The following is a 23,231-nucleotide window of genomic DNA, read 5'->3' on the forward strand; positions in this document are numbered from 1 at the left end:
CTACTGGCGATCCCTTAAGGAAGAGACCATGACTGAAATTCGTGTGCCGACGCTCGGCGAATCCGTCACCGAGGCCACCATCGGCCGCTGGTTCAAGAAGGCCGGCGACCCCGTCGCCGTCGACGAGCCCTTGGTGGAGCTCGAGACCGACAAGGTCACCATCGAAGTCCCGGCGCCCTCCGCGGGCACGCTGAGCGAGATCATCGCCGCCGATGGCGCGACCGTTGCTGTGGGCGCGCTACTTGGTCAGATCACCGATGGTGCCGGCGCCGCCAAGCCCGCCGCCGCGCCGGCCAAGGCTGCTGCTCCTGCTGCTGCCGCTGCTCCCGCGCCGGCTCCCGCTGCCGCCGCCAAGGCGCCGCCGGCCGATGCCCCGCTCGCGCCTTCGGTGCGAAAACTGTCGGCCGAGACCGGCATCGACGCCTCCACCGTTCCGGGCTCCGGCAAGGACGGTCGCGTCACCAAGGGCGACATGCTGGCTGCGATCGAGCGCGCCGCGTCGGCGCCGACCCCGGTCAACCAGCCCGCCGCCGCCGTGCAGGTCCGCGCGCCGTCGCCGGCCGATGACGCCGCCCGCGAAGAGCGCGTCAAGATGACCCGCCTGCGCCAGACCATCGCGCGCCGCCTCAAGGACGTGCAGAACACCGCGGCCATGCTCACGACCTTCAACGAGGTCGACATGACCAACGTCATGGCGCTGCGCGCCCACTACAAGGACGCGTTCGAGAAGAAGCATGGCGCCAAGCTCGGCTTCATGGGCTTCTTCACCAAGGCCGTCGTGCAGGCGCTGAAGGACATCCCGGCCGTCAACGCCGAGATCGACGGCAGCGATTTGATCTACAAGAACTATTACCACATCGGCGTCGCCGTCGGCACCGACAAGGGCCTGGTCGTGCCCGTGGTGCGCGACTGCGACCACAAGTCGATCTCCGACATCGAGAAGAGCATCGCCGATTTCGGCCGCCGCGCCCGTGACGGCCAGCTCAAGATCGACGAGATGCAGGGCGGCACCTTCACGATCACCAATGGCGGCATCTACGGCTCGCTGATGTCGACGCCGATCCTGAACGCGCCGCAGTCCGGTATCCTCGGCATGCACAAGATCCAGGAGCGGCCGATGGTCGTCGGCGGCAAGATCGAGGTCCGCCCGATGATGTATCTGGCGTTGTCCTACGATCACCGCGTCATCGACGGCAAGGAAGCCGTCACCTTCCTGGTCCGGGTCAAGGAGAGCCTGGAAGATCCGGCGCGCCTGGTGCTCGATCTCTGATCCCCAATGCTCTGCGAGCGCCGTCGCGACCGACGCGACGGCGCATGTCGAACCATGGAGGCGCGCGTGACGGATAAAGTCGTTGTCATCACCGGCGGCAGCCGCGGCATCGGGCGGGCGACCGCGCTTGCGGCGGCCGCGCGCGGCTATCGCGTCGTGGTCGCTTATGCCAGCAACAAAAATGCCGCCGACGAGGTGGTCGCGCAGATCGAGGCCAAGAACGGCAAGGCCATCGCGGTGAAATGCGACGTCGCCGAGGAAGGCGACATCCTCAACCTGTTCAGGGAAGCCGACAAGTTCGGCACGCTCGGCGCGCTGGTCAACAATGGCGGCATCGTCGGCAAGAGCGGCGTGCGGGTCGACGAGATGTCGGCCGAGCGCATCCAGCGCGTCATGGCGGTCAACGTCACCGGCTCCATCCTCTGTGCGCGCGAGGCGGTGAAACGGATGTCGACCAAGCATGGCGGCAAGGGCGGCGTCATCGTCAATCTGTCGTCGGTCGCCGCCAAGCTCGGCTCGCCGAATACTTATGTCGACTATGCCGCCTCCAAGGGCGCGATCGATTCCTTCACCATTGGCCTCGGCTATGAGGTTGCGAACGAGGGCATTCGCGTCGCGGGCATTCGCCCGGGCCTGATCGACACCGAAATCCACGCCGCCGGCGGCGAGCCCGACCGCGCCCATCGTCTGGCCCATCTTGTGCCGATGAAGCGCGTCGGCACCGCCGATGAAATCGCCAACGCGATCGTCTGGCTGCTGTCGGACGAGGCGTCTTACGTCACCTCAGCGATTCTCGATGTGTCCGGCGGACGCTGACGCGCCGCGCGGACGCTGACACATCCTCATCACGCCTAACCTTACGGGACTTTCTCATGGCTACCTACGATCTCGTCGTCATCGGCACCGGACCGGGCGGTTATGTCTGCGCGGTGCGCGCGAGCCAGCTCGGCATGAAAGTCGCGGTGGTCGAAAAGAACGCCACGCTCGGCGGCACCTGCCTCAATGTCGGCTGCATGCCCTCGAAGGCGCTGCTGCACGCCTCCGAGATGTTCGAGGAAGCCGGGCATTCCTTCGCCAAGATGGGCGTCAGCGTTCCCGCGCCGAAGCTCGATCTTCCCGCGATGATGAACTTCAAGCAGCAGGGCATCGACGGCAACGTCAAGGGCGTCGAGTTCCTGATGAAGAAGAACAAGGTCGACGTGCTCAAGGGCACCGGCAAGATCTTGGGCACCGGCAAGGTCGAGGTCTCCGCCGACGGCAGGTCGCAGGTGGTCGAGACCAAGAACATCGTGATCGCCACCGGCTCCGACATCGCGCGCCTCAAGGGCATCGAGATCGACGAGAAGCGCATCGTCTCCTCGACCGGCGCGCTGTCGCTGGAGAAGGTGCCAGGCAGATTGCTGGTCATTGGCGCCGGCGTGATCGGGCTCGAACTCGGCTCCGTGTGGCGCCGGCTCGGATCCGAGGTCATGGTGGTCGAATTCCTCGATCGCATCCTGCCCGGCATGGATGGCGAGGTCGCACGGCAATTCCAGCGAATCCTTGAGAAGCAGGGATTTGCATTCAAGCTGGGCTCGAAGGTCACCGGCGTCGAAGCGAACAGCAAGGCACTGCTCGCGAAAATCGAGCCGGCTGCCGGCGGTGCCGCCGAGACCATCGAGGCCGACGTCGTTCTGGTCTGCATCGGCCGCGCGCCCTACACCGATGGGCTCGGCCTGAAGGAAGCCGGCGTCGCGCTCGATGCGCGCGGCCGCGTCCAGATCGATCCGCATTTCGCCACCAGCCTCAAGGGCGTCTATGCCATCGGCGACGTCGTCGCAGGCCCGATGCTCGCGCACAAGGCCGAGGACGAAGGCGTTGCGGTCGCCGAGATCATCGCGGGGCAAGCGGGCCACGTGAACTACGATGTGATCCCGGGCGTCGTGTATACCACGCCGGAAGTGTCCTCCGTCGGCAAGACCGAGGAGGAATTGAAGCAGGCAGGCACAGCCTATACCGTCGGGAAGTTTCCCTTTACCGCCAACGGCCGCTCCAAGGTCAACCAGACCACCGACGGCTTCGTGAAGATTCTCGCAGATGCGAAGACCGATCGCGTGCTCGGCGTGCACATTATCGGCATTGAGGCCGGCGAAATGATCCATGAAGCCTGCGTTCTCATGGAGTTTGGTGGCAGCGCAGAAGATCTCGCGCGCACCTGCCATGCCCATCCGACCCGCTCGGAGGCGGTCAAGGAAGCCGCGCTTGCAGTCGGCAAGCGGGCCATCCATATGTAGCGACGCGCCCAGCACCGAAACGGGCGGGAACATATGCTGCGCCGCCTCCTTCAACCGGTCTGGGTCCTGCTTGCGATCGTCTTCCTGATCGAAGCTTGGCTGTGGGACCATCTCGAGCCGATCGTCGCGCGGGTCGTCGCAGCCATCCCGCTCGCGCGGTTCAAGCAATGGCTGACGGAGCGCGTCGATGCGCTGTCGCCGGCCATGACGCTGATCGTGTTCGCGGTCCCCATCATCCCGCTGTTTCCGCTCAAGCTGGTCGGCCTGTGGCTGCTGGCGCACGAATACTGGACCAGCGCAGTGTTCACGATCGTTTTCGCGAAGATGGTTGGCGTCGGCGTCACCGCCTTCGTGTTCGACGTGACGCGCGACAAGCTTTTGGAGATGCACTGGTTCGAGCGGATCTATGATCTGGTTCTGAAGGTGCGCGCCAGGGCCGCTGAGCTGGTCGACCCGATCAAGCGCCGCATCCGTCAGCTGATCGCCGGCGATGGCGAGGGCTGGTCTTCCCGCACGCTGCGCCTGATCCAGCGTTTTCGCAAGAGCGTGCACCAGGCGCGCTAGCTCTCTGTCACATATTCGCTGTTCGCCACATACTCGCTGTCATCGCCCGGCGCGATCCAGTATTCCAGAGACAGAGAGAGAGATGAGAACCGAGAAGCCGCAGCGTACTGGATGCCCCGGTCAAGCCGGGGCATGACACTGTCTGTGTGGCGTCAAACCGCACGCCACACACCCCTTAATGCAAATGCAACAGATGCGGCCACCACAGGCCGAGCGCGGTCATGATCAGGCCGGCGAGCGTCAGCACGCCGCTGACATAGGCGAGCGCGAACATGCCGGTGATGATGGTCGCCGACGCCAGCACGATGCCGATCTGGAAGGCCGCCGACGCCAGCTCGAAGTGATGGTACTTCGCGGTCGCCTCGTCGCGCTCGTGCTCGGCATGCTTGGCCTTCTCGGCGAGCTGCTCGGTGCCTTCGCCGGTCTCGGGCTCGGAGCGGTAGCGCTGCGCGGTCTTGGTCCAGTCCTCGACCTGTTTCTGTACCGACGCCTTCAGCGCGTCATCGCCGGTGCCGGCGAGCGTCAGCTTGCCCTGCTCGGCCGCGGTCTGCACGACGGTGCGGCGGATGCTCTTGGCCTGGAAGAATGCCCAGAGATTGGCGGCCTCGACGTTCTTGCTGATCGATTCGGTCTGGGCGCCCTTGCCGAGCGTCTCCGAGATCGCAAGGAACAGCGCCAGCACGGCGATCAGAAGGGCGATCTTCTTGTTCGAGCCGGACGCGTGCTCGGCGTGCTCGGCATGCTCCATGCTTTCATGTGCGCTCATATGTCCTCCTGTCTGGTTCCGCACGATTGACCCAACCGCGGGTGCCGCGCAAGAGGCATGCGCGGGATGACAGCTTGATGTCAGGATTCACCGCCGCGGATGCGCGCTGGCATAGACTTCCAGCAGCCGCTCGGAATCGATGCCGGTGTAGACCTGCGTGGTCGAGAGCGAGGAGTGGCCGAGCAATTCCTGGATGGCGCGGAGGTCGCCGCCGCGCGACAGCAGATGCGTGGCGAAGGAGTGGCGCAGTGCGTGCGGTGTGGCGCTGTCGGGAAGTCCCAGCGCGCCGCGCAGCCGCTCCATCGCGAGCTGGATGATGCGCGGGCTGAGCGGCCCGCCGCGCGCGCCGACGAAGATCGGCCCTTCCGCGGGCAGCGAATACGGGCACATCGCGACGTACTCCTGCACCAGCTCGAGCACGTTCTGCAGCACCGGCACCATGCGGGTCTTGTTGCCCTTGCCTGTCACGACCAGCACGTCGCCTTCGCCGGGCCGCGGCACCTCGCGGCGCTTCAGGCCGAGCGCTTCGGAGATGCGCAGGCCCGAGCCATAGAGCAGCGCCATCACGGCGGCATCGCGCGCGAGAATCCAGCTCTCGCGTTCCTCGCCGGCGCGCTCGTCGGCGTCGGCAAGACGCTTTGCCGATGCCATCGGCAGTGGCTTCGGCAGGCTTTTTGCGACTTTTGGCGCGCGGATGGCCGACAATGCGCCGACCTTGCCTTTGCCCTCGCGCTCCAGAAAACGTCCAAACGAACGCAGCCCCGCGAGCGCGCGCATCAGGCTCCGGCCGGCAATGTCGTCCGCCCGGCGCATCGCCATGAAGGCGCGGATATCGGTGGCTTCGAGCGCCGCGAACCGTTCGAGCGTGACCCGCTCGCCCCAATGGGCACAGAGGAAATCCAGGCACTGCCGCAAGTCGCGGCCATAGGCCTCCAGCGTCTTCGGCGACAGTCGCCGCTCGGCGCCGAGATGCGACAGCCAGCGCGCCATCTCCTGCGTGATCGAGGGATCGGCGCTGGCGAGCTCGATGTTTGGGGCGGCCGCTTTGCTCATGCGCTCTGGACGTGGTGATTCCGCGCAGTATATCGCATCACACCAGTTTACTGTTCGCTAAGGTCGCCCCGCGGCGCTAGCCTCGCACTCCGGGTTCCGATTCTCCCTCCAAAGACTGTTGATGGATCACACCTCGCGCAGCAGCACCGCCCCCGCCAACGCGACCCGCATGGTCGACGTGCTGGTGCCGGTCGCGCTCGACCAGACCTATTCCTACAAAGTGCCGCGCGGCATGGAGCTGAAGGCGGGCGATCTCCTCAGTGTGCCGCTTGGGCCTCGCGAGGTCCTGGCCGTGGTCTGGGGCGAAAACGCCAACCCGGATCCACGCCTGCACAATCGCCTCAAGGAGGTCGGCGAAAAGCTCGATATCCCGCCGCTCAAGCCCGAGCTGCGCCAGATGGTCGACTGGGTCGCCAATTACACGCTGAGCCCGCGCGGCATGGTGCTGCGCATGTGCCTGCGCATGGGCGAGAATCTCGGTCCTGAGCGGGCGCGCGCCGGTGTACGCTTGGTCGGCGATCCCCCGAAGCGGCTGACGCCGGCGCGGCAGCGGGTGATCGCGCTGCTGTCGGACCGCCTGCTGCACGGCAAGTCCGAGGCGGCCAAGGAAGCCGGCGTCTCCTCGGGCGTGATCGACGGCCTCGTCGACGAAGGCACGCTCACGGTGGAGCCGATGCCGCCGCCTCCGCCGCCGCCGGCGCCCGATCCGGAATTCGGCCGGCCGGATTTCACGCCGCTGCAGCGCGCCGCGGTCGACACGATGCGCGCGCTGGCGGCCAACGGCACCTTCCACGTCGCGCTGCTCGACGGCGTCACCGGCTCCGGCAAGACGGAGGTCTATTTCGAGGCGGTGGCCGAGACGATCCGTCGTGGCAGGCAATCGCTGATCCTGATGCCGGAGATCGCGCTGACCGGACAGTTTCTCGATCGCTTTGCGCAGCGTTTTGGCGTGCGGCCGATCGAATGGCACTCCGAACTGACGCCGCGCACCCGCGCGCGCAATTGGGCGGCGATCTCCGCAGGGACTGCGCCGGTCGTGGTCGGCGCGCGCTCGGCGCTGTTTCTCCCCTATGCCAATCTCGGCCTGATCGTCGTCGACGAGGAGCACGACCAGGCCTACAAGCAGGACGATGGCGTGCACTATCACGCCCGCGACATGGCGGTGGTGCGCGGGCACATCGCAAAAATCCCGGTCGTGCTGGCGTCGGCGACGCCCTCGGTCGAGTCCGAGGTCAATGCGCGCAAGAACCGCTATCAGCGCATCGCGCTGCCCTCGCGCTTCGGCGGCCAGCACATGCCGCATATCGAGGCGATCGATCTGCGCCGCGAGCCGCCCGCGCGCGGCCGCTTCATCTCGCCGCGGCTTGCCGGCGAGATCAGGACCGCGATCGAAAAGCGCGAGCAGGCGCTCTTGTTCCTCAACCGCCGCGGCTATGCGCCGCTGACGCTCTGCCGTGCCTGCGGCCATCGCTTCGCCTGCACGATCTGCGACGCCTGGCTGGTCGATCACCGCTTCCGCCAGCGCCTGGTCTGTCACCATTGCGGTTTCTCGATGCCGCGCCCGCATCTCTGTCCGAACTGTTCGGCCGAGGAATCGCTGGTCGCCATTGGTCCCGGCGTCGAGCGCCTGCAGGAGGAGGCGGCGGCGTTGTTCCCGGAAGCGCGCACCATGGTGCTGTCGAGCGATCTCATCACCTCGATCGAGACGATGCGCTCCGAGCTTGCCGAAATCGCGGAGGGCCGCGTCGATATCATCATCGGCACGCAGCTCGTGGCAAAGGGTCACAACTTCCCGCGGCTCAATCTGGTCGGCGTGGTCGATGCGGATCTCGGTCTGTCCAATGGCGATCCGCGCGCGGCGGAACGGACCTGGCAATTGCTCAACCAGGTGATCGGCCGTGCCGGTCGCGAGCAGGGCCGCGGCGTCGGCTATCTGCAGACTCATCAGCCCGATCATCCCGTGATGCGGGCGCTCGTCGCCTGCGACCGCGAGGCCTTCTACGACAGCGAGATCGATCTGCGCGAGAAGACGCTCTATCCGCCGTTCGGCCGGCTCGCGAGCCTGATCATTTCCGCAGGCGACCGCCCGAGTGCCGAAGGTCTCGGCCGCAAGCTCGTCGCGCTCGCGCCCCGCGACGAGCGCGTCGTGGTGCTCGGCCCGGCCGAAGCCCCGCTCGCCGTCATCAAGGGCCGCTACCGCTTCCGCATCCTGGTGAAATCGGCGCGCGGTTTCGATCTCTCGGACTACTTGCGCAACTGGCTCGCCGTCTGCCCGAAGCCGACAGGCAATCAAAAGCTCGAAGTCGACGTCGATCCGCAGAGCTTTTTGTAGGGGCTAAAGCGCGATGAGATTTGGATGAATCGTCATCGCGCTTCAGCTTGTTGTTTACGCATGATCTTTCCGGAAAACCGCTTCGCACTTTTCCGGATCATGCTTTAGGCACACTCTCTCCACGTCATTGCGAGGAGCCCTTGCGACGAAGCAATCCGGAGTCCTTCCGCGGAAAGATGCTGGATTGCTTCGCTTCGCTCGCAATGACGTGGGAGAGGGGCGGTGGCCAAACAAAAAGCCCGCGGTCCCCCAAGACCACGGGCTTGTTTCAGGCGCGCATCAAACTGATGAAAACTGCGCGTGTAAGGCGAACGCCTTAGGAGACGACTTCCGCGGTGACGCGGCCGACGCCGGCGCCGGTGAGGCCGATGGCGCGGGCAGCGCCGGTGGAGAGGTCGAGGACACGGCCGCGAATGAACGGACCGCGGTCGTTGATGGTGACGATCACGCTCTGGCCGCGATGGGTGACGCGCAGCTTGGTGCCGAATGGCAGTGAACGGTGCGCCGCGGTCAAGGCGTTCTGGTTGAAGCGCTGACCCGAGGCGGTCCGGCTGCCGGACTCGTTGCCGTAATAGGAGGCCATGCCGGAGAAGCTGTGGCCGGTGCCGGAGGTCGGCGTCATCGACGCATTGGCATTCCGCCAATCGGAGCTCGCGTTGGTGTCAGCTTGGGCGTGGTGGCGGTGATGATGCCGGTGATGCCTGGATTTGGCGGAAGCCTCGGTGGCAGTTCCACCGACGAGGAGAGTTGCGGCAACGAAAGCGATCGCCGTGCGCGGCCGGGTCACAGAGCCCAGCGTCTTCAAAGACAGCATTTATCGGTCCCTAAGCTAGTATTGCCACATATGTGGCTAGTGGAGCCCCCATCAGTTTGTGAGCGGGTTGGCATTTCGATTCCTAATGCGGCGTGAATTAGGCAGTAAATCCGCGATGTTTGGTCATGAAATATCTTGTTACCGCCGCGCGATATTCGGTCGACGTGCCATATTCTTCGGCTTTAACGATTTATTAACCTATTGATTACTTGGGATTACTGTAAAGCCAAGTCATCGGCGCGACCATTTAGAATTCGGTAAGTATTCGGCGGGTGGAACTGGCGAGGCCGGATTCACGCCTCACTGATCCGTGTTCATGGCCGCTATGCGCTGGCGGCAGGAACCAATGGAGAGGTCGCGACCGGGCTCACGCCCATTTTCCGCGACGTGGGAGGACATCGGCGCCAACTCGTCGCCGTCGCTCGCGAGGCCTCCCCGGCTGCGACGAACTGGCGACAGAACCTCATGCCTTTAATTTGGCGTCATGTTGCACCTGCGCGCCTGCTATGTTAGCAAAGCCGCGATTTTAACGAGCCCGGCACCTCCCGTGCTGGTCGAAAATCGAAGTCCCGCTTGAATTCCAAGGGCTTGGATCGCTAGGCGCCGCTTTGTGGCGACGGTTTTTCCCTTGCGAGTTTGACAGCATAAAGAGCGCGTCTGTGGCTGCAGAAGATACGTCCGTTTCAGGTGTGTCCGGCCGTTATGCAACGGCCTTGTTTGAACTGGCCCGCGACCAGAAAGTGGTCGACGAGGTCAAAGCCGATCTCGACAAATTCGATGCCCTGCTGAATGAGAGCGCCGATCTCAAGCGTCTCGTCCGCAGCCCGGTGTTCGCGGCGGACGCCCAGTCCCGGGCCCTCTCGGCCGTGCTGGACAAGGCCGGTATCGCCGGCATCACCGCCAACTTCCTGAAGGTGCTGACCGCCAACCGCCGCCTGTTCGCGGTGGCCGACGTCATTCGCGCCTATCGCGCTCTCGTCGCCAAGTTCAAGGGCGAGACGACGGCCGACATCACCGTCGCCGAAGCGCTCTCGGACAAGAATCTCGATGCCCTCAAGGTTGCCCTGAAGTCGGTGACCGGCAAGGATGTCGCGCTGAACGTGAAAGTCGATCCCTCGATCATCGGTGGCCTCGTCGTCAAGCTCGGCAGCCGCATGGTGGATGGTTCGCTTCGCACCAAACTCAATTCGATCAAGCACGCGATGAAAGAGGCAGGCTGATGGACATCCGCGCCGCGGAAATTTCCGCGATCCTCAAGGACCAGATCAAGAATTTCGGCCAGGAAGCTGAAGTCTCCGAAGTCGGACAGGTGCTGTCCGTCGGCGACGGTATCGCCCGCGTCTACGGTCTGGACAACGTCCAGGCCGGTGAAATGGTCGAGTTCGAGAACGGCACCCGCGGCATGGCGCTGAACCTCGAAACCGACAACGTCGGTGTCGTTATTTTCGGTGCCGACCGCGAGATCAAGGAAGGTCAGACCGTCAAGCGCACCCGCGCCATCGTGGACGCGCCGGTCGGCAAGGGCCTGCTCGGCCGCGTCGTCGACGCGCTCGGCAACCCGATCGACGGCAAGGGCCCGATCCAGGCCGAGAAGCGCATGCGCGTCGACGTCAAGGCGCCCGGCATCATTCCGCGCAAGTCGGTGAACGAGCCGATGGCGACCGGCCTCAAGGCGATCGACGCCCTGATCCCGATCGGCCGCGGCCAGCGCGAGCTGATCATCGGCGACCGCCAGACCGGCAAGACCGCGATCGCGCTCGACACCATCCTGAACCAGAAGCCGCTGAACGCGCAGCCGGACGAGAACATCAAGCTCTACTGCGTCTACGTCGCAGTCGGCCAGAAGCGCTCCACCGTCGCTCAGTTCGTGAAGGTGCTGGAGGAGCAGGGTGCGCTCGAATACTCGATCGTCGTCGCTGCCACCGCGTCCGATCCCGCGCCGATGCAGTACATCGCGCCGTTCACCGGCTGCACCATGGGCGAGTACTTCCGCGACAACGGCATGCACGCGGTCATCATCTATGACGACCTGTCCAAGCAGGCCGTCGCCTATCGCCAGATGTCGCTGCTGCTGCGCCGTCCGCCCGGGCGCGAAGCCTATCCGGGCGACGTGTTCTATCTGCACTCCCGCCTGCTCGAGCGCGCGGCGAAGCTGAACAAGGACATGGGCTCGGGCTCGCTGACGGCGCTGCCGGTCATCGAAACCCAGGCCAACGACGTGTCGGCCTACATCCCGACCAACGTCATCTCGATCACCGACGGCCAGATCTTCCTGGAAACCGACCTGTTCTTCCAAGGCATCCGTCCCGCCGTGAACGTCGGTCTGTCGGTGTCGCGCGTCGGCTCCTCGGCGCAGACCAAGGCCACCAAGAAGGTCGCCGGCAAGATCAAGGGCGAGCTCGCGCAGTACCGCGAAATGGCGGCCTTCGCGCAGTTCGGCTCCGACTTGGACGCCTCGACCCAGCGCCTGCTCAACCGCGGTTCGCGCCTGACCGAGCTCCTGAAGCAGCCGCAGTTCTCGCCGCTGAAGATGGAAGAGCAGGTTTGCGTGATCTGGGCCGGCACCAACGGCTATCTCGATCCGCTCCCGCTCAATAAGGTGCGCGCGTTCGAGGACGGCCTGCTCTCGCTGCTGCGCGGCAAGCACGCCGACATCCTCACCGCGATTCGCGACAGCCGCGATCTCTCCGACGACACCGCTGCCAAGCTGAAGTCGGCGGTCGACGGCTTTGCGAAGAGCTTCGCTTAAGCGGCATCATGGCCGGGCAAAAGCGCGAAGCGCGTCTTCGCATTTGATGTACCGGCTATCGACGTGTGAGGCGGTACGTGGATGCCCGGGGCGAGCCCGGGCATGACGATTGGGGTAGGCTAGCGGCTTGATCCGAGAGATCGAACCGCCGGGGTGAACGAAGAATGGCGTCACTTAAAGACATGCGCGTCCGCATCGCCTCCACGAAGGCGACGCAAAAGATCACCAAGGCCATGCAGATGGTCGCGGCCTCGAAGCTGCGCCGTGCGCAGACCGCGGCGGAAGCGGCGCGTCCCTATGCCAACAAGATGAGCGCGGTGATCTCCAACATCGCCAGCGCCGCGGCGGGCTCGCCCGGCGCGCCCAAGCTGCTGGCCGGCACCGGCAGGGACCAGGTGCACCTGCTGCTGGTCTGCACCGGCGAGCGGGGCCTGTCCGGCGCCTTCAACTCCTCCATCGTGCGTCTGGCCCGCGAGCGCGCTTTGGCGCTGGCCGCGCAGGGCAAGGAAGTGAAGTTCTTCTGCGTCGGCCGCAAGGGCTACGAGCAGCTCCGCCGCCAGTTCGACAAGCAGATCGTCGAGCATCTCGATCTGCGCAGCGTGCGCCAGCTCGGCTTCGTCAACGCCGAGGACATCGCCAAGAAGGTGCTGGCCCGTTTCGACGCCGGCGAGTTCGACGTCTGCACGCTGTTCTACGCGCAATTCAAGTCGGTGATCGCACAGGTCCCGACCGCCCAGCAGATCATTCCGCTGGTTGTCGAGGAAGGCGGTGCGAACGGCAGCGCGACCTCTTACGAATACGAGCCGGAGGAGGACGAGATCCTCACGCGCCTGTTGCCGCGCAATCTCGCGGTGCAGATCTTCCGCGCCCTGCTCGAGAACAACGCTTCGTTCTACGGTGCGCAGATGTCGGCGATGGACAACGCCACCCGCAACGCCGGCGAGATGATCCGCAAGCAGACGCTGGTCTACAACCGCACGCGTCAGGCCCAGATCACTAAGGAACTCATCGAAATCATCTCCGGCGCAGAAGCAGTCTGACCGGACACGAAATTCGGATCGAAGGAGACAGTAAATGGCTACAGCAGCCACACAGATCGGTCGCGTTACCCAGGTCATGGGCGCCGTCGTCGACGTGCAGTTCGAAGGCCACCTGCCGGCCATTCTCAACTCGCTGGAGACCAAGAACGGCAACAACCGCCTGGTGCTGGAAGTCGCGCAGCATCTCGGCGAGTCGACCGTCCGTACGATCGCGATGGACGCCACCGAAGGTCTGGTGCGCGGTCAGGAAGTGACCGACACGGGTCAGCCGATCTCGGTTCCCGTGGGTGATGGTACGCTGGGCCGCATCATGAACGTCATCGGCGAGCCGATCGACGAGGCCGGTCCGATCAAGTCGGAAGGCACCCGCGCGATTCACCAGGAAGCGCCGACCTACACCGACCAGTCGACCGAAGCCGAAATTCTCGTCACCGGCATCAAGGTCGTCGACCTGCTCGCGCCTTACGCCAAGGGCGGCAAGATCGGCCTGTTCGGCGGCGCCGGCGTCGGCAAGACCGTGCTGATTCAGGAGCTGATCAACAACGTCGCGAAGGCGCACGGCGGTTATTCCGTGTTCGCCGGCGTCGGCGAGCGTACCCGCGAGGGCAATGACCTCTATCACGAGTTCATCGAGTCCAAGGTCAACGCCGATCCGAAGAATCCGGATCCCAGCGTGAAGTCGAAGTGTGCGCTGGTGTTCGGCCAGATGAACGAGCCGCCGGGCGCCCGCGCCCGCGTCGGCCTGACCGGTCTGACCGTCGCCGAGCACTTCCGCGACCAGGGCCAGGACGTGCTGTTCTTCGTCGACAACATCTTCCGCTTCACGCAAGCCGGTTCGGAAGTGTCGGCGCTGCTCGGCCGTATTCCTTCGGCGGTGGGTTATCAGCCGACGCTCGCGACCGACATGGGCGCGCTGCAGGAGCGCATCACCACCACGCAGAAGGGTTCGATCACCTCGGTGCAGGCCATCTACGTGCCGGCCGACGACTTGACCGACCCGGCGCCCGCCACCTCGTTCGCGCACTTGGACGCCACCACGGTGCTGTCGCGCGCGATCTCGGAAAAGGGCATCTATCCGGCGGTGGACCCGCTCGACTCGACCTCGCGCATGCTCTCGCCGCTGGTCGTCGGCGAGGAGCACTACGCCGTCGCCCGTCAGGTCCAGCAGGTGCTGCAGCGCTACAAGTCGCTCCAGGACATCATCGCCATTCTCGGCATGGACGAGCTTTCGGAAGAGGACAAGCTGACGGTGGCCCGCGCCCGCAAGATCGAGCGCTTCCTGTCGCAGCCGTTCCACGTCGCCGAAATCTTCACGGGCTCGCCGGGCAAGTTCGTCGAGCTCGCCGACACCATCAAGGGCTTCAAGGGCCTGGTCGAAGGCAAGTACGATCACCTGCCGGAAGCTGCCTTCTACATGGTCGGCACCATCGAAGAAGCCGTCGAGAAGGGCAAGAAGCTGGCGGCGGAAGCGGCCTAAGCCTTCTCATCTCGTCATCGCCGGGCTTGACCCGGCGATCCATCAAAGAGATTTTTGATGGATGGACCCGCGGGTCGAGCCCGCGGGTGGCAAGCGGAAAAACGGATAACCCATGGCCACCTTCCACTTCGATCTCGTCTCTCCGGAAAAGCTCGCCTTCTCGGGTGAGGTCGACCAGGTCGACATCCCCGGCATCGAGGGTGATTTCGGCGTGCTGGCGGGACATGCGCCGGTCGTGGCTGCGATCCGGCCGGGCATTCTCACCGTGACCACGGCTGGCCGCCACGAAAAGATCATCGTGCTCGGCGGTCTCGCCGAAGTCTCCGACAGGGGCCTGACCGTGCTCGCCGACGTCGCGACGTCACTGGCCGAGCTCGACCGTGCCCAGTTCGCCGAGACGATCGCGGAGATGGAAGAGAATCTGAAAGAGCACGAAGGCAGCGAGCTCGATCAGGCCATTGCGCGGCTCGACCACTTCAAGAGCATCCAGCAGCAGCTCAGCTCCACGGCTATGCACTAAGCCCCGGGGCACCGCTCCGGGGCTCGAACAGACATTCCTGCAAAGGCACCCTTCAACAGGCTCAGCGCTCGTCACCACCGTGGCGGGCGCTGAAACTTTGTTGCACCGCGTCGCTGATGGCGGCATTCTGCCTCGCGGATTGTTCCGGGGGCCGGTGGCAGATGAAACGCAAGATCGCAGCGATTTTCGCGGCCGATATTGCCGGCTATTCGAGGCTGGTCGCGGAAGACGAAGAGGAGACGCTGCGGCGTCTCGCCTCCTATCGCGAGGTCGTCGACGATTTCATCGCCAAGGTCGGCGGGCGCATCTTCAACACGGCGGGCGATGCCGTGCTCGCGGAATTTCCGAGCGCGGTCGATGCCGTGCGCTGTGCGATCGACATCCAGGAAAGCTTGCGGACCCGCAACATGGCCTATCCGCCGAGCCGGCAGATGTCGTTTCGCATCGGCATCACCATCGGAGACGTGGTCGAGCGCGATGGCGACCTCCTCGGCGACGGCGTCAACATCGCGGCGCGGCTGGAGGGACTCGCCGAGGTTGGCGGCATCTGCGTCTCCCGCGCGGTGCATGAGCAGGTTGCCAACAAGCTGTCGGTGCAGTTCGCCGATATCGGCGCGCAGGAGGTCAAGAACATCCCGACGCCGGTGCACGCCTACATGGTGGCAATGCGGCGCGAGGACGGGAGCTATGCCAAGCCGCAAATGAAGAAGGCGGCCTCCAAGGTGGCCGCCGCGCCGGTTTGGATGTGGCCGCTGGTCGTCGCCGTGGTCTCGATCGTCGGGATCGTCGTCACCGGCTTCCTCTACAACGCCAAGCTCAAGCAGACCGCGCGTGTGGCAGCGCCGCCGGCCCCGACAAGCGCCGTGCCGTCCGCCAATGCAGCGGCGACGAGCCCGGCGCCGACCGAGGTCGCAAAGGCGCCGGTGGCGTCACCGAACGCCGCCGCCGCGATGGCTCCGATGCCATCACCATCCGCCTCGCCCGTGGTCGGCAAGTTTGCAGCCGACAACGTGCCCTTCATCAACGAGCGCGTCCGCAACTTCCTGGCGGGGGATTATTCCGCGGCCGGCGACTACAAGGCCTTCGCGCTCAATGTCGGCGGCTTCACCGGCTCGGCGTTGAACCAGCCGAACGAGGAGGCCGCACGCAGCATGGCGCTCGAGCAGTGCCAGAAGCGCGCCGATGCGGCGCAATCGCCGCGGCGCTGCGAGCTCTATGCGGTCGGCAATAACGTCGTCTACACGCACGGCAAGCCGCCAATGCCGCCGCAGCCTTGGGTGCGGCACGATGCGATGGTCGAGCGGCCGTTCGTGTCGAAGGATTTTCCGATGGTGCGCGACGCCGGGAAAGTCCGGCTCGAGAACATGTTCGTGCCGGCGGCGAAATCCCGCTCGGTCGCACTCGGCCCGGGCGGGCAATATTTCATGGTGCTGGGCGCATCATCCGACGAGGACGCGGCGCGGCGCTCCCTGGAATCGTGTGGCGCGATTGCCGGCGTTGCCTGCCTGGTCGTCGCGATCGACGACAATTTCGTCGTGCCGATCCCGACCTTGTTCAGGATCACCGGCTTCTTCCATGCCGCCTCCAGCGCCTCGATCGTGGCAGAGGCGCGCGGCGAAGTCGTACGCAAGCTCACCGACGTCATGGGCTGGAACGCCGTCGCCGTCGGCACCGCAGGCCGCCCCGGTCTCGGCCTGAAGGCCGCCGACGAGCAGACCGCCGTCAACACAGCCCTCGCCGATTGCGCCAAGCGCGACAGCGATTGCCACGTCATCGCCATCGGCCCGTTCACGGTGGGACCAATCAATTAAATTTAGTACTTGCTCCGATTGGGCTCGATTAACGCTCCGATGAAGGTGTGTTCCCCTCCCTTGTGGGGTCGGGAAGGGAACGGAGCGAGCGGTGCCCTCACACGCAAATCTCCGCCGAAATTTCTCTCATGATTTCAACCCCATCTCTACTGTGCATGGGGTTGTTTTCGCAGTTTCAGTTTGCGAACGCCGCAAACTCTCGCGCCACCGCGCGGTAGACCTCACGGCGGAACGGCACCACGATGTCGGCGACGCGGTCGAGGCGCTCCCAGCGCCAGGCGTCGAACTCCGCGGGCTGGCCGTTGCGCGGTGTCAGCGGGTCGATCTCGTCGTCGCGGCCGGTGAAGCGCAGCGCGAACCATTTTTGGCGCTGGCCGCGAAACTTTGCGAGGCGATGCGTCTGCGGTCCGTCGTAAGGCGGGAATTCGTAGGTGAACCAGTCGGTCTCGCCGAGATAGTCGGCGCTCGCGACGTTGGTCTCCTCCCAGAGTTCGCGCATCGCTGCATCGCGCAGGTTCTCGCCCTCGTCGACGCCGCCCTGGGGCATCTGCCAGTCGAGGCCGGGCAGGATGATCTCGGGCCCGTCGCCCTTGAAGCGGTGGCCGATCAGGACGCGGCCATCGGTATTGAACAGGGCGATCCCGACGTTGGGGCGGTAAGGTTTGTCGTTGGTCACTTGCAAAGTGTCTCTCTTCGTCATTCCAGGGCGATGCGAAGCATCGAATCCGGCATCTCGAGGTCCCGGGTTCGATGCTTCGCATCGCCCCGGGACGACAATAGAGACTATTGCTCCGCCAGCGCGGAAAATTCCTGCACCACGCGCTCATAGACCGGGCGCTTGAACGGGATGATCAGCCCGGTCAGATTCTTCATCGGCTCCCAGCGCCAGCTCACGAACTCCGCCTTGTGGCCGCCGCCGCCGGGATTCTCGACGTCGATCTCGCTGTCCTTGCCGGTGAAGCGAACCGCATACCATTTCTGGCGCTGACCGCGGTAGCGGCCTTTCCAGGCGCGCCCGGCGACCGTGCGTGGAATGTCGTAAGTGAGCCAGTCCGGGATTTCGCCGAGCCGCTCCACCGAGCGTACACTGGTCTCCTCATAGAGCTCGCGCTTGGCGGCCTCCCAGGTGTCCTCGCCGGGGTCGACACCGCCTTGCGGCATCTGCCAGACATGGGTGTCGTCATGCTCGATGCCGCCGGCGCGGCGGCCGATGAACACCAGTCCCTTTGGATTGATCAGCATCACACCGACACAGGTCCGGTAGGGCAGATCCTCGTAACGCGCCATTCCGCCAGACCTCTTGCCTGCACTTGGTGGGCATGCCGGTCCCGCGGGACCCGTGCCGCCAATTCGTTGATTTAGCTGGATTTTGATTTCAGCATCGCGGTTGTCAATGGCACCAAAAGGATACCTCGGTCGCCCAATGTCCTGGTCCAGGCGCCGATGCGCTCGATCGAGACGGGCAGGGCGGAGGCCGTGCCGACGGCGATGCCGCGCTCGCGCGCCGTCGATTCGAGCTTGTTCAGGGCGCGGTCGATCTCGGCCGGGGTCGGCACCGCGTCGATCGCGATGTCGCCCTTGCCGAACGGTATTGCTTGGTTCGCCGCGGCCTGGGGTGCGATGCTGCGGGGCGAGGAGCCGTCGTCGAAGAAGCCGAGGCCGCGCTTGGCCGCCTCGCGGATGATCGGCTGCATCGCGGGCTCAGTCGCGATGAAGCGGGCGCCCATGAAATTGGTGAGGCCCGCATAGCCCTGCATCCGGCTGAGGTGCCAGTACAGGCGATCCATGTTCTGGTCGGCGCTGAGCGAGGTCAGCAGCGTCTGCGGCCCCGGATCGTTGTCGGGGAAGTCGTAGGGCTCCATCGGGATCTGCAGGAAGATCTCGTGGCGCTGCGCGCGAGCCCGTTCGGCGAGCTTGCCGGGGTCGGCGCCGTAAGGCGTGAAGGCCAGCGTCACCGCCGGCGGTAGCTTCATGATGGCATCCAGGGTCTTGGCGGCGCCGACTCCGAGGCCGCCGATCACGATCGCGACCACCGGCATTTTGGCGGCCCTGGCGCGGTCGGCGTCTGCCGCATAGACGTTGAACGGCTTCAGCCCGTCGGCGATCACCGGGATCATGCCGTAACGTGATTTCTCCAGCAGCTTCGGATTGATCCCGGCCATCACGGACGGCGGGGCGGAGGCTGCCTCGTCCTTCTCCGCAGCATCGCCAGCGCCGATCACCACGTCGTGGCGGGCGCCGGTGGAGCCGTCGATCATGGTGATGGTCTTCTGCTCACCGGAGGCGGCCTGCTTCGGCGTTTCCTTGGTGTCCCGCTTGCTCTCCTGGCTGGCCGGTCTCTCGTCCGTGGCCTTGTCGATCGTCCTGGGCTCGCTGATCGCGATTCGCGTCACCGGCTCGCCGCCGAGCGGATCCTTGTTGAAGATGGCGAAGCCGGCAAAGGTGACGAGGAACAGGCCGAGCAGGACGGCCAGCAGCTGCATGGCGGTGAACGGCAGCCGCAGCCGGCGTTTCCGGCGCGGCTTGTCCTGTCCGAGCGGCGCGCTCAGATCATCGGCCGTTTCAGTCATGCACGATCCCGAATCACTCATCCCGACGATACCACGGCGGGGTCAAGCGGCGGCAGGCCGGGAGAGGCCGGGGACGACGGGAGTTCCCAGCAAAAAGGGCGGCTTCAAGAAGCCGCCCTTGTCGTGAGATCGCGCGTGGCGCCGACTTAGTTCGCCGCTTTGGGCTTGTCGGTCGCGGCCTTGTTGTCGCCGCCCGGCGTCGGTGCGGCAGAGGCGCTGTTCTTGATGCCGTGGAGCAGGTCGCCGGCAAGCTTGAGCGCCTTGTCGTCCTTGGCATCCGGCGGGACGTAGGACTGCGAGCCGGTCTTCTCGTCGCCATCGTTCTTCAGATGGCCGCGCAGCGAAGCCTCGCCCTTGGTGTCGGTGCGCGACTTCAGCTCGTCCGGCACGTCCTGCAGCACCTCGATGTCCGGGACGATGCCCTTGGCCTGGATCGACTTGCCCGACGGCGTGTAGTAGCGCGCGGTGGTCAGCCGCAGCGCACCGTTGCCCGAGCCGAGCGGGATGATGGTCTGCACCGAGCCCTTGCCGAACGAGCGCGTGCCGACGATGGTCGCGCGCTTGTGGTCCTGCAGCGCGCCGGCGACGATTTCCGACGCCGAGGCCGAGCCGCCATTGATCAGCACGATGACGGGCTTGCCCTTGGTCAGGTCGCCCGCATGCGCGGTGCGGCGCTGGGTCTCCTCGGCATTGCGGCCGCGGGTCGAGACGATCTCGCCCTTCTCCAGGAACGAGTCGGAGACGGTGACCGCTTCCTCGAGCAGGCCGCCCGGATTGTTGCGGAGGTCGATGATGTAGCCCTTCAGCTTGTCGCCGATCTGATTCGAGAGATTGCCGATCTCGCGCTTCAGGCCTTCGGTGGTCTGCTCGTTGAAGGTGGTGATGCGGATGTAGGCGATGTCATCCTGCTCGACGCGCGCGCGCACCGAGCGGACGCGGATGTTGTCGCGCACCAGGGTGACGTCGATGGGATTGTCCTGGCCCTTGCGGATGATCTTGAGCTTGATCTTGGTGTTGACCGGACCGCGCATCTTCTCGACCGCCTGGTTCAGGGTCAGGCCCTGCACCGCCTCGTCGTCGAGATTGGTGATGATGTCGTTGGCCATGATGCCGGCGCGCGAAGCGGGCGTGTCGTCGATCGGCGAGACCACCTTGATCAGGCCGTCTTCCATCGTGACCTCGATACCGAGGCCGCCGAACTCGCCGCGGGTCTGCACCTGCATGTCGCGGAAACTCTTGGCGTCCATGTAGCTCGAATGCGGATCGAGGCCGGTGAGCATGCCGCTGATGGCGGATTCGATCAGCTTGGTGTCGTCGGGCTTCTCGACATAATCGGAGCGCACGCGCTCGAAGACGTCACCGAACAGATTGAGCTGGCGATAGGTGTCCGCGGTCGCGGCCCTTGCGCTGGAGCCCATGAAGACCGCGCGCGGCTGGGTCACGAACAGCGTCAGCGCCGCGCCGGTAGCCGCGCTGAGGAGGATTACTGAAGTCTTGCGCATCATCCGCGAACCTTCTCGCCTTCATTTGCGGCCCACCATGGGCCTGGATCGATTGGAGTACCGTCTTTACGGAACTCGACATACAGCACAGGTTGACTCGCGTTCGTGGCGAGAATGGAGGCGACTTGAGAGGTCGACCCCATGGTCGCGACCGGCTCCCCCGTGAGCACAAACTGTCCGATGTTGACCGAAATGCGCTCCATCCCGGCGATCAGGACATGATACCCGCCCCCGGCATTGAGGATCAAGAGTTGTCCATAGCTGCGGAACGGGCCGGCGTACACAACCCAGCCATCGCACGGCGTCGTGACCTGGGAGCCGGGCTTGGTCGCCAACGAAATGCCCTTCTGGACCCCGCCGACGCCGTCGGAACCGCCAAAATCCCTGATCTTGTTACCGTTAACCGGAAGCGGCAGGAGGCCCTTGGCCGACGCGAAGGCGATCGCTGGGGTGGTGCGGGATTTATCCTTGAAAGCGCCCGGACCGGACTTGGCACTGGTATTGGCGCTGGCAGCCGCCTTGGCTTCGGCCTGCTTTGCAGCCTCGGCCGCCTTCTCGGCCGCCTTGGCGGCGCTTTGCAGGTCCTGCTCCATCTTGGCGATCAGCCCCTGGAGATCGCCGACCTGCTTTGACAGCGCGAGGGCGCGCGAATTCTCGGCGTCCAAGTCCTTCTCACGCGCCGCCTGCTGGCGCTGCCGCTCGTCGACCAAAGCGGTGAGCCGGGTCTGGTCGTTGCGGACCTTGTCGCGGTCGGAGGCGAGCTGGTCGCGCTCGGTGGCGATGGTCTTGCGCAAGGTCACGAGCTCGCCGAGCTCGCCCGCGATTTTCTCGGCGCGGCTGCGCAATTCCGGGACAACGGCGCCGAGCAGCATCGCCGTGCGCAATGACTGCAGCGCATCTTCGGGCCGCACCAGCAGCGCGGGCGGCGTGCGCCGGCCGGCGCGCTGCAAGGCCGCCAGCACCTCGACGATGTCGGCACGGCGCGAATCGAGCGAAGCGCGCATCTGCTGCTCGCGGCCGTTCAGCGCGCGCAGCCGCGCCTCGGCCTCGTCGATCCTGCTTTCCAGCGTGCGCACATTGGCGGCCGTCTCGATCAGCTGCTGATTGAGCTGGGTGCGATCCTGGCCGAGCGCGGTGATCTCGGCCTTGAGCTTGGCTTGCGCTTCCTCCGCGCTCTTCTGTCTCGCGCGCGCGGCTTCCAGCTCCTGCTCGCGCTGCTTGATCGCATCGGGCGAGACCGCCGCGGTTTGTGGGGGCGTCGCCGTTTGAGCTTGCGCGAAGCTTGCACCGGCAACGCCAGTGATCAGCAGCAGGTTGAGGAGCGGCGCTCGCATCGTGTCGGCAAAGGTGCTCGTTGTGGCGCACATCACGCGCGGTGATAGGGATGGCCGGCCAGGATGGTGGCGGCCCGATAAAGCTGTTCCAGAAGCATGACGCGGACCATTTGGTGCGGCCAAGTCGCAGAGCCGAACGCGATCGCAAGCTTGGCCTTACGGCGCAATTCGGGCGAAAGTCCGTCCGCCCCTCCGATCAAGAAGATGGTATGTCCGGCGCCTTCGTCACGCCAGCGCGCCAGATGCCGTGCGAATACGGTGGAGTCGAGATTCTGGCCGCGTTCGTCCAGTGCCACCAGGATCGACTTGTCCGGAATATGCGCCGAGATCGCCGTGGCCTCTTCGGCCATCCGTGTCGCCGCATCGCGTGCGCGGCTTTCGGCAATTTCGTGGATGCTGAGCTCGCGGAATCCAAGCTTGCGGCCGGCCTCCTCGAACCGCTCGAAATAGCGGTCGGCAAGCTCCCGTTCGGGGCCCTGCTTCAGTCGGCCCACCGCAATGACAGCAACACGCATGATTTCAGAGTCGCGTTGACAAGACCGCGCGCAACGAGCGCGCGCACGACGCTAGCATGCGCGTCAGCCGATTCGAAATCGGCTCAATGAGCCTAGATCGCCTTCGCCGCCCCTGGGCCCTGCGTGTACAATCGCTCGAGATTGTAGAACTCGCGGACCTCGGGTCTGAACACGTGCACGATCACGTCGCCGGAATCGATCAGCACCCAGTCGCAATTGGGCAAGCCCTCGACATGGATGTTCTTGATGCCGGTTTCCTTGAGGCTCTTCGTCACGTTCTCCGCGATCGCGCCGACGTGCCGGTTCACCCGGCCGGTGGTGACGATCATGTAGTCGGAATACGCCGATTTGCCGCGAAGGTCGATGGTGACCGTCTCTTCCGCCTTCATGTCCTCGAGGCGGGAGAGGATCAGGCTCAGCGTCTTGTCGGCGTCGGGTTGCGCCTTCAAGGCCGCAGCTTTGGTCGATGTTTTACGCGCAGGCTTGGCAACCTTGGGTAAAACAGGCTTGGACAATACAGATGCGGTCAGGGACCATTCCTTTCACTGTATCGCGAACGCCGAATCCGGCGCTCACTGGCTACACTACATCATGTGGGGTTAAGGGTTTCAATATGCCAGAGAGCTCCCAGCCCGCACACT

The 23,231-nt window shown here is 65.0% G+C and carries 21 protein-coding genes; 11 read left to right on the forward strand and 10 right to left on the reverse strand.

The genetic code is table 11. The features are described 5' to 3' along the window. Positions 1-28 precede the first annotated feature (28 nt). Genes odhB through BRAD3257_RS01870 form a run of 4 tightly spaced genes read left to right on the forward strand, consistent with a single transcriptional unit; the run spans position 29 to position 4,107 of the window. Positions 29-1,270: a 2-oxoglutarate dehydrogenase complex dihydrolipoyllysine-residue succinyltransferase gene (gene odhB / locus BRAD3257_RS01855; RefSeq protein ID WP_122400409.1), complete on the forward strand. Its 1,242-nt coding sequence runs from the start codon at positions 29-31 to the stop codon at positions 1,268-1,270. A gap of 54 nt (positions 1,271-1,324) precedes the next feature. Continuing rightward, positions 1,325-2,086 (forward strand): SDR family oxidoreductase, encoded by a 762-nt coding sequence (locus tag BRAD3257_RS01860; RefSeq protein WP_122406323.1) that lies wholly within the window; start codon positions 1,325-1,327, stop codon positions 2,084-2,086. Positions 2,087-2,142: 56 nt separating this feature from the next. Further along, the gene (gene lpdA, locus BRAD3257_RS01865; RefSeq protein ID WP_122400410.1) at positions 2,143-3,543 is read left to right on the forward strand and encodes a dihydrolipoyl dehydrogenase; all 1,401 of its coding nucleotides are present in this window, start codon (positions 2,143-2,145) and stop codon (positions 3,541-3,543) included. 33 nt (positions 3,544-3,576) lie between these two features. Beyond that, a complete protein-coding gene (locus BRAD3257_RS01870; RefSeq protein WP_122400411.1) occupies positions 3,577-4,107 on the forward strand; it encodes a hypothetical protein in 531 nt (176 codons plus the stop codon). Positions 4,108-4,282: 175 nt separating this feature from the next. Here the strand turns inward: BRAD3257_RS01870 and BRAD3257_RS01875 are convergent, their stop codons facing one another. Then, positions 4,283-4,873, reverse strand: coding sequence for a DUF4337 domain-containing protein (locus BRAD3257_RS01875; protein WP_122400412.1), 591 nt, complete (start codon positions 4,871-4,873; stop codon positions 4,283-4,285). Positions 4,874-4,960: 87 nt separating this feature from the next. Further along, positions 4,961-5,926, reverse strand: a complete 966-nt coding sequence (locus BRAD3257_RS01880) for a tyrosine recombinase XerC (RefSeq protein ID WP_122400413.1) — start codon at positions 5,924-5,926, stop codon at positions 4,961-4,963. 121 nt (positions 5,927-6,047) lie between these two features. Between BRAD3257_RS01880 and BRAD3257_RS01885 the strand changes: the two genes are divergently transcribed. Then, positions 6,048-8,258 carry a primosomal protein N' gene (locus BRAD3257_RS01885; RefSeq protein WP_122400414.1) on the forward strand — a complete coding sequence of 737 codons (2,211 nt, stop codon included), beginning with the start codon at positions 6,048-6,050 and terminating at the stop codon, positions 8,256-8,258. A 316-nt stretch (positions 8,259-8,574) separates the two neighbouring features. Here BRAD3257_RS01885 and BRAD3257_RS01895 read toward each other — a convergent pair whose 3' ends face one another. Then, positions 8,575-9,072, reverse strand: coding sequence for a septal ring lytic transglycosylase RlpA family protein (locus tag BRAD3257_RS01895; protein WP_122400416.1), 498 nt, complete (start codon positions 9,070-9,072; stop codon positions 8,575-8,577). Positions 9,073-9,731: 659 nt separating this feature from the next. Here BRAD3257_RS01895 and BRAD3257_RS01900 point away from each other — a divergent pair. From BRAD3257_RS01900 to BRAD3257_RS01925, 6 genes are all read left to right on the forward strand, one after another. Next, positions 9,732-10,292, forward strand: coding sequence for a F0F1 ATP synthase subunit delta (locus tag BRAD3257_RS01900; protein ID WP_122400417.1), 561 nt, complete (start codon positions 9,732-9,734; stop codon positions 10,290-10,292). Then, a complete protein-coding gene (gene atpA / locus BRAD3257_RS01905; RefSeq protein ID WP_122400418.1) occupies positions 10,292-11,821 on the forward strand; it encodes a F0F1 ATP synthase subunit alpha in 1,530 nt (509 codons plus the stop codon). Before BRAD3257_RS01900 ends, atpA begins: the two co-directional genes overlap by 1 nt. A gap of 164 nt (positions 11,822-11,985) precedes the next feature. Continuing rightward, positions 11,986-12,861, forward strand: coding sequence for a F0F1 ATP synthase subunit gamma (locus BRAD3257_RS01910; RefSeq protein ID WP_122400419.1), 876 nt, complete (start codon positions 11,986-11,988; stop codon positions 12,859-12,861). Between the two features lie 34 nt (positions 12,862-12,895). Continuing rightward, positions 12,896-14,338, forward strand: a complete 1,443-nt coding sequence (gene atpD, locus BRAD3257_RS01915) for a F0F1 ATP synthase subunit beta (protein ID WP_122400420.1) — start codon at positions 12,896-12,898, stop codon at positions 14,336-14,338. A gap of 112 nt (positions 14,339-14,450) precedes the next feature. Next, the gene (locus tag BRAD3257_RS01920; RefSeq protein WP_122400421.1) at positions 14,451-14,858 is read left to right on the forward strand and encodes a F0F1 ATP synthase subunit epsilon; all 408 of its coding nucleotides are present in this window, start codon (positions 14,451-14,453) and stop codon (positions 14,856-14,858) included. A 161-nt stretch (positions 14,859-15,019) separates the two neighbouring features. Next, positions 15,020-16,669, forward strand: coding sequence for an adenylate/guanylate cyclase domain-containing protein (locus BRAD3257_RS01925; protein WP_122400422.1), 1,650 nt, complete (start codon positions 15,020-15,022; stop codon positions 16,667-16,669). 175 nt (positions 16,670-16,844) lie between these two features. Here the strand turns inward: BRAD3257_RS01925 and BRAD3257_RS01930 are convergent, their stop codons facing one another. The 7 genes from BRAD3257_RS01930 to rsfS all read right to left on the reverse strand — a co-directional run bounded on the left by BRAD3257_RS01930 (position 16,845) and on the right by rsfS (position 23,039). Then, the gene (locus tag BRAD3257_RS01930) at positions 16,845-17,345 is read right to left on the reverse strand and encodes an RNA pyrophosphohydrolase (protein WP_122406324.1); all 501 of its coding nucleotides are present in this window, start codon (positions 17,343-17,345) and stop codon (positions 16,845-16,847) included. A 107-nt stretch (positions 17,346-17,452) separates the two neighbouring features. Beyond that, complete coding sequence (locus BRAD3257_RS01935) at positions 17,453-17,956, reverse strand: RNA pyrophosphohydrolase (protein WP_122400423.1); 504 nt, start codon at positions 17,954-17,956, stop codon at positions 17,453-17,455. Between the two features lie 71 nt (positions 17,957-18,027). Continuing rightward, a complete protein-coding gene (locus BRAD3257_RS01940) occupies positions 18,028-19,239 on the reverse strand; it encodes a divergent polysaccharide deacetylase family protein (RefSeq protein ID WP_122400424.1) in 1,212 nt (403 codons plus the stop codon). Between the two features lie 146 nt (positions 19,240-19,385). Further along, positions 19,386-20,744, reverse strand: a complete 1,359-nt coding sequence (locus BRAD3257_RS01945; RefSeq protein WP_122400425.1) for a S41 family peptidase — start codon at positions 20,742-20,744, stop codon at positions 19,386-19,388. After that, positions 20,741-22,075, reverse strand: a complete 1,335-nt coding sequence (locus BRAD3257_RS01950; protein ID WP_122406325.1) for a murein hydrolase activator EnvC family protein — start codon at positions 22,073-22,075, stop codon at positions 20,741-20,743. The genes BRAD3257_RS01945 and BRAD3257_RS01950 overlap by 4 nt, the downstream gene beginning before the upstream one ends. A gap of 32 nt (positions 22,076-22,107) precedes the next feature. Next, positions 22,108-22,590 carry a 23S rRNA (pseudouridine(1915)-N(3))-methyltransferase RlmH gene (gene rlmH, locus BRAD3257_RS01955; protein WP_122400426.1) on the reverse strand — a complete coding sequence of 161 codons (483 nt, stop codon included), beginning with the start codon at positions 22,588-22,590 and terminating at the stop codon, positions 22,108-22,110. Between the two features lie 92 nt (positions 22,591-22,682). After that, positions 22,683-23,039 carry a ribosome silencing factor gene (rsfS, locus tag BRAD3257_RS01960; protein WP_092289999.1) on the reverse strand — a complete coding sequence of 119 codons (357 nt, stop codon included), beginning with the start codon at positions 23,037-23,039 and terminating at the stop codon, positions 22,683-22,685. Positions 23,040-23,231 lie beyond the last annotated feature (192 nt).

This window comes from Bradyrhizobium vignae (assembly GCF_900324035.1).
GTDB classification, from domain to species: domain Bacteria; phylum Pseudomonadota; class Alphaproteobacteria; order Rhizobiales; family Xanthobacteraceae; genus Bradyrhizobium; species Bradyrhizobium vignae.

What these genes read in the sequence shown, in the direction of transcription:
- odhB (WP_122400409.1), top strand. Translation starts at nt 29, where the DNA reads ATGACTGAAATTCGTGTGCCGACGCTCGGCGAATCCGTCACCGAGGCC.
- BRAD3257_RS01860 (WP_122406323.1), top strand. Translation starts at nt 1,325, where the DNA reads ATGGAGGCGCGCGTGACGGATAAAGTCGTTGTCATCACCGGCGGCAGC.
- lpdA (WP_122400410.1), top strand. Translation starts at nt 2,143, where the DNA reads ATGGCTACCTACGATCTCGTCGTCATCGGCACCGGACCGGGCGGTTAT.
- BRAD3257_RS01870 (WP_122400411.1), top strand. Translation starts at nt 3,577, where the DNA reads ATGCTGCGCCGCCTCCTTCAACCGGTCTGGGTCCTGCTTGCGATCGTC.
- BRAD3257_RS01875 (WP_122400412.1), bottom strand. Translation starts at nt 4,873, where the DNA reads ATGAGCGCACATGAAAGCATGGAGCATGCCGAGCACGCCGAGCACGCG.
- BRAD3257_RS01880 (WP_122400413.1), bottom strand. Translation starts at nt 5,926, where the DNA reads ATGAGCAAAGCGGCCGCCCCAAACATCGAGCTCGCCAGCGCCGATCCC.
- BRAD3257_RS01885 (WP_122400414.1), top strand. Translation starts at nt 6,048, where the DNA reads ATGGATCACACCTCGCGCAGCAGCACCGCCCCCGCCAACGCGACCCGC.
- BRAD3257_RS01895 (WP_122400416.1), bottom strand. Translation starts at nt 9,072, where the DNA reads ATGCTGTCTTTGAAGACGCTGGGCTCTGTGACCCGGCCGCGCACGGCG.
- atpA (WP_122400418.1), top strand. Translation starts at nt 10,292, where the DNA reads ATGGACATCCGCGCCGCGGAAATTTCCGCGATCCTCAAGGACCAGATC.
- BRAD3257_RS01910 (WP_122400419.1), top strand. Translation starts at nt 11,986, where the DNA reads ATGGCGTCACTTAAAGACATGCGCGTCCGCATCGCCTCCACGAAGGCG.
- atpD (WP_122400420.1), top strand. Translation starts at nt 12,896, where the DNA reads ATGGCTACAGCAGCCACACAGATCGGTCGCGTTACCCAGGTCATGGGC.
- BRAD3257_RS01920 (WP_122400421.1), top strand. Translation starts at nt 14,451, where the DNA reads ATGGCCACCTTCCACTTCGATCTCGTCTCTCCGGAAAAGCTCGCCTTC.
- BRAD3257_RS01925 (WP_122400422.1), top strand. Translation starts at nt 15,020, where the DNA reads ATGAAACGCAAGATCGCAGCGATTTTCGCGGCCGATATTGCCGGCTAT.
- BRAD3257_RS01935 (WP_122400423.1), bottom strand. Translation starts at nt 17,956, where the DNA reads ATGGCGCGTTACGAGGATCTGCCCTACCGGACCTGTGTCGGTGTGATG.
- BRAD3257_RS01940 (WP_122400424.1), bottom strand. Translation starts at nt 19,239, where the DNA reads ATGACTGAAACGGCCGATGATCTGAGCGCGCCGCTCGGACAGGACAAG.
- BRAD3257_RS01945 (WP_122400425.1), bottom strand. Translation starts at nt 20,744, where the DNA reads ATGATGCGCAAGACTTCAGTAATCCTCCTCAGCGCGGCTACCGGCGCG.
- BRAD3257_RS01950 (WP_122406325.1), bottom strand. Translation starts at nt 22,075, where the DNA reads ATGCGAGCGCCGCTCCTCAACCTGCTGCTGATCACTGGCGTTGCCGGT.
- rlmH (WP_122400426.1), bottom strand. Translation starts at nt 22,590, where the DNA reads ATGCGTGTTGCTGTCATTGCGGTGGGCCGACTGAAGCAGGGCCCCGAA.